General features: G+C 66.0%; 3 protein-coding genes. All 3 read right to left on the reverse strand.

Going from position 1 to position 4682, the window contains the following annotated elements:
• The coding region (locus AC1DMG_RS19995; RefSeq protein WP_477180970.1) for a polysaccharide deacetylase family protein at positions 1-408 on the reverse strand (408 nt) is incomplete at its 3' end.
• Positions 402-1532, reverse strand: a complete 1131-nt coding sequence (locus tag AC1DMG_RS20000) for a glycosyltransferase family 2 protein (RefSeq protein ID WP_441603191.1) — start codon at positions 1530-1532, stop codon at positions 402-404. The genes AC1DMG_RS19995 and AC1DMG_RS20000, both read right to left, overlap by 7 nt.
• A gap of 30 nt (positions 1533-1562) precedes the next feature.
• Positions 1563-4682, reverse strand: a 3120-nt coding sequence (locus AC1DMG_RS20005) for a non-ribosomal peptide synthetase (RefSeq protein ID WP_477180971.1), incomplete at its 5' end; no start/stop codon positions are given.

The following is a 4682-nucleotide window of genomic DNA, read 5'->3' on the forward strand; positions in this document are numbered from 1 at the left end:
GAAGAAGGTCGCGGGGACGCCCAACTCCTTGAGGATGGGGTAGACGATGCGGTAGTTGTCGTCGTAGCCGTCGTCGAAGGTGATCACCACGGCGTCCGGCGGCAGCGCATCACCGGCCTGGATCGCGGCGGCCACATCGGTTAGGCGCATGGGCCGATAGCGTTCCTTGACCAGCTGCATCTGCTCGCGGAATTCCTCCGGCGTGGTGCTGATCAGCTCCATGTCGAACTCGTACTGATCCGGATCGGGCACCGGCATCACGCGGTGATAGGCGAGAATGCGCAGGTCCTTCTGCCACAAGGCGCGCATCTTCTGCAGCGGACTCAGCAGGCCAGTGTTGTAGCAGAGCTCACCGAGGCGCTCGCGGATGCCGACGGTGCGCGCTTCGTTCGAAGTTGGGCTCACCATAAATGTTCCCCCCGGCTCCGCGCGTAGGCGATGGAGGCCTGCGCGGCGTATAGATTGAGATAGAAGAAGGCGACCACCAGTTGCACGGGCAGCCAGCGTCCGGCATGCGGACGGGCCCGCTCAATCGGCACCAGGCCCATACACAACAGCAGAACCACCAGCAGAGCGCCATACGCCATGTGGTGACGTGCGAGATAGGCCGTCGAAAGCAGGAGCGAGAGGAGCAGCCACGGCGCCAGCAGGCGCAGCAGCTTGTGGCTTACGAACTGGAACCACAGCGGATTGCGTGCCGGTGAAAGCAGCCATGGCGCGACATCGGCGAGCTGGAAGCAGCCCACCATGGCGCGCATCCGGCGTGGCTGCTCGTCCAACGGCAGTTGAGCGGTTTCGCCCCAGACCACGGCACGCGGTTCGAACACCACCCGGCGGCCGGAGGCGGCGACATCCATCGGTATCAGCACGTCGTCCAGCAGGGTGTCCGGCGGCAGCGGCTTGAACAGCTCGCTGCGCACGGCATACAGCGCCGCGCATACGCCGATGGACGATCCGCAACGGCTTTCCGCGTGGCGGATGAATTTCTCGTAGTGCCAATAGGCGCTCACCCCTCGCGCAAAGGTGCTACTGACGTTCTCCAGCTCCAGGCTGCCGCTGACCGCGCCCACCCTGGGATCGCCGAGATTGCTCACCAGTTCGCGCAGGGCGAGTGGCGAGAGCTTGTGCTGCACGTCGGTCATCAGCAGCACTTCGCCGCGTGCCGTGGACACGGCATCGTTGAGGCATAGGGCCTTGCCCCGCGACACGGGGAATTCCAGGACTCGCACGCGGGCATCATGGGCATGGCGGACGAGTGCAGCGGTGCGGTCCTTGCAGCCGTCGCAGGCCACGATGATCTCGATGTATTCCGGCGGATAGTCGAGCGCGCGCAGGTTCTTCAGCTTGGCCCGGATATGCCGCACGCCGTCGCGCACCACGATCACGATGGATACCGTGGGCAGGATGGGTTGCTTGCGCACGGGGCGTTGGGCCAGCTTGCCCCACAGCCACATGATCAGCGGGTAGCCGGCGAAGATGTAGAGCAGCAGCCAGAAACTGGCTGTACAGATGAAGATTGCGATCGTCGTCACCTCGGTTCCCCTGTCACCGATATGCTGCTGTCACCGCCGCCCGAACAATTGCCGCAGGCGTCCGCCCAGCGACGCCGCCTTGCCCGGTTCCGTGAGATCGCCTTCAGGCAACGCAGCCGCCAACGTGGCAAGCGGACTGGTGGCCACGTCCAGTAGATTGAGTTTCACGCCGGTTTCCTTGCGCACCTGCGTAACCATTTCGATGGCCAGCAGCGAGTGGCCGCCGATATCGAAGAAGTTGTCGCTGGCACGCACGTCGTCGGCGCCGACCAGGCGGCACCAAAGCTCGCCGAGGTAGCGCTCGCGCGGATCGTCGCTGGCACTGACACCGGGCTCGGCGTCCACTGGCGAGGCGCTGTGCAGCAGTGGCGGCGGCAGTGCCTTGCGATCGGTTTTGCCATTGGGTGTGCGTGGCAGTGCCGACAGGCGCACCAGGTGCTGCGGCTGCATGTAGCTGGGCAGGCGTGCAGCCAGTTGGGCTCGCAACTTGGGCCACAGCTGCTCCTCGTCCTCGTTGCACACGGCATAGAGCACGAGGCGCTCATCGTTCGGCGCGATGTCGCGCACGACCACCACGCAGTCAAGTACGCCCGGCTCGGTGCGAGCCACGGCTTCGATTTCGCCGGGCTCGATGCGGTAGCCGCGCAGTTTCACCTGGAAGTCGATGCGGCCCAGATGTTCCAGCGTGCCATTGGCGAGCCAGCGTGCGCGGTCGCCCGTGCGATAAAAGCGGGCGCCGGGGGCGTAGGGATCGGCCGGGAAACGTTCGGCGGTCAACTCATCGCGATGCAGGTAACCCAGCGCAACGCCATCGCCACCGATGCACAGCTCGCCCGGCACGCCGATCGGGCAATGCTGGCCATGCTCGTCCAGGATATGAATGGTGGTGTTGGCAATCGGTGTGCCAATCGAAATGCCGCGCTCGGGATGTTCCACGCGCCAGCAGGTGGACCACACCGTGGTTTCGGTGGGGCCGTACATGTTCCACAGTTCGCAGCCGCGCGCGAGCAAGGACTCGGCCAGATCGGCCGAGAGCGGCTCGCCGCCGCACAGCGCATGGAAGCCATGCGGCGGCTGCCAGGGCGTTTGCAGCAACAGGCGCCAGGTCACCGGGGTGGCCTGCATCATGGTGGCGGCGTGGGTGCGCAGCAGCTGTTCGAGCGCGTCGCCGTCGGTGGCTTCCTCGCGTGTGGCCAGCAGGATTTCGGCGCCCACGCTCAGTGGACCAAACAGTTCCAGCACGGCGATATCGAACGACAGCGTGGTCACGGCGAGCAAACGGTCGTCCGCGCACAGGCCCGGGCGTTGCGTCATCCCAGCCAGGAAATTCACCACCGCGTGGTGCGCAATCGCCACGCCCTTGGGACGTCCGGTGGAGCCGGAGGTGTAGATCACATAGGCGACAGAGCGGCCATTGTGCGCGGGATCGGCGGGCAGGCGTGTGGTGGGCAGCGCATCGAGTTCGTCGGCCGCCTCGTCGAGCAGCAGGCGAGAGGTGCCTTCGCTGTCGATGCGGCTGGTCATCGCCGTTTCGGTCACTAGCACGCTGAGATTCGCATCCTGCGCCATGTACGAGAGGCGGTCGGCCGGGAACTCCGGGTCCAGCGGCACATAGCCTGCACCGGTCTTGAGCACGGCAAGCACGGTGGCGAGCATGTCGATGCCACGGGTGAGCGACACGCCCACCAGGGCGCCGTGGCGCGCGCCGCGCGCGCGCAGGGCGTGCGCGATGCGGTTGGCGCGTTGATCGAGCTGACGGTAGCTGAGCAACTCACCGTCGCAACGGATGGCGTTGCGCTCCGGGGCCAGATCGCATTGCTGCTCAAACAAGCTGTGCAGCGCGACATCGGGAACGTCCAGCCGGGTTTGATTCCACTCGGCCAGCAAGGCGCTTTCATGCGATGGCAGCAGGTCGAGGCGTGCCACGGTGCGCGCCGGATCGGCCAGCGCGGAAGCCAGCAGCGTCTCGTAGCAGTCGCGGAAACGTGCTGCCGTGCGCGCATCGAAAATATCGCTGTTATAGGTGATGCCGCCGAGCAGGCCGTGTTCCTGCTCGAGGAACCACAGGCCGATATCGTCGGCGGCGCCGCGCTGGAACACCGGCAGGTGCTCATGGGCCAGCTCGCCCCACGACACGATGCGACGGCGCGCGTCCTGGAAAGAGAACATCGCCTGCGAGATCGGCGGGCGGCTCTCGTCGCGTGCCAGACCCAGCGAGAACACCAGCTGCTCGAATGGCACATCCGGATGCGCAAAGGCATCCAGCACCACCTGGCGCACCTGGCGCAGCACGTCGCGGAACGGCGCTTGGGGATCCACTTTCACCCGCAGCAGCAGCGCGTTGACGAACAGTCCCATGATGCCTTCAGTCTCTACCCGATCACGGCCGCGGACCGGCGTGCCGACGATCAGGTCGCRCTGTCCGCCAAGGCGATGGAGCAGCACGTAGTAGGTGGCCAGCAGCACCATGAAGGGCGTGGCTTCCTCGCGTTGGGCAAGCGTGTGTACGGCGGCCGCGCGTTCGGCAGGAATGCGCACCCATTCGGTGGCGCCGGCGCCGGACATGCGCGCCGGGCGCGGGCGGTCGGCGGGAAGTTCCAGTGGTTCCAGTGCGCCGTCCAGCGTCTTCAGCCAGTGCGCGAGTTGCTGTTGCACGTTGTCGCTGCGCATCCAGTCGCGGTGCCAGGCGGCGAAATCGCTGTACTCGACTGTCAGCGCAGGCAGGCCTTGGCTCTCGCCAGCACAGCGGGACACATAGGCGCGCGAGAGATCTTCGTACAGCAGATCGAACGACCAGCCGTCCCACACGATGTGGTGGGCCATGAAATAGAACACGTGGTCGTGTTCATCGATACGGAACAAGCGCGCGCGATACAGTGGCGGCCGGGTGAGATCGAAGGGTACGGCGATGTCCTGCTCCAGCGCCTGGCGAATGGCGTCCAGACGCGCATCGGCGGGCAGGTGGGTCAGATCCTCCAGCGGCAGCTCCGGCAGCAGCCCGGCGTGAATACGCTGGACGCCACCGTTCTCGCCGGCTTCAATGGAGGTGCGCAGCGCCGGCTGGCGCTGCACCACGTCGCGCAGCGCCTGGCGGAAGGCATCCACGTTCATCGGCCCGCGCAGACGATGCGCCGAAGGTGTGTTGTAGAC

This window comes from Dyella sp. 01N36, from assembly GCF_056399745.1.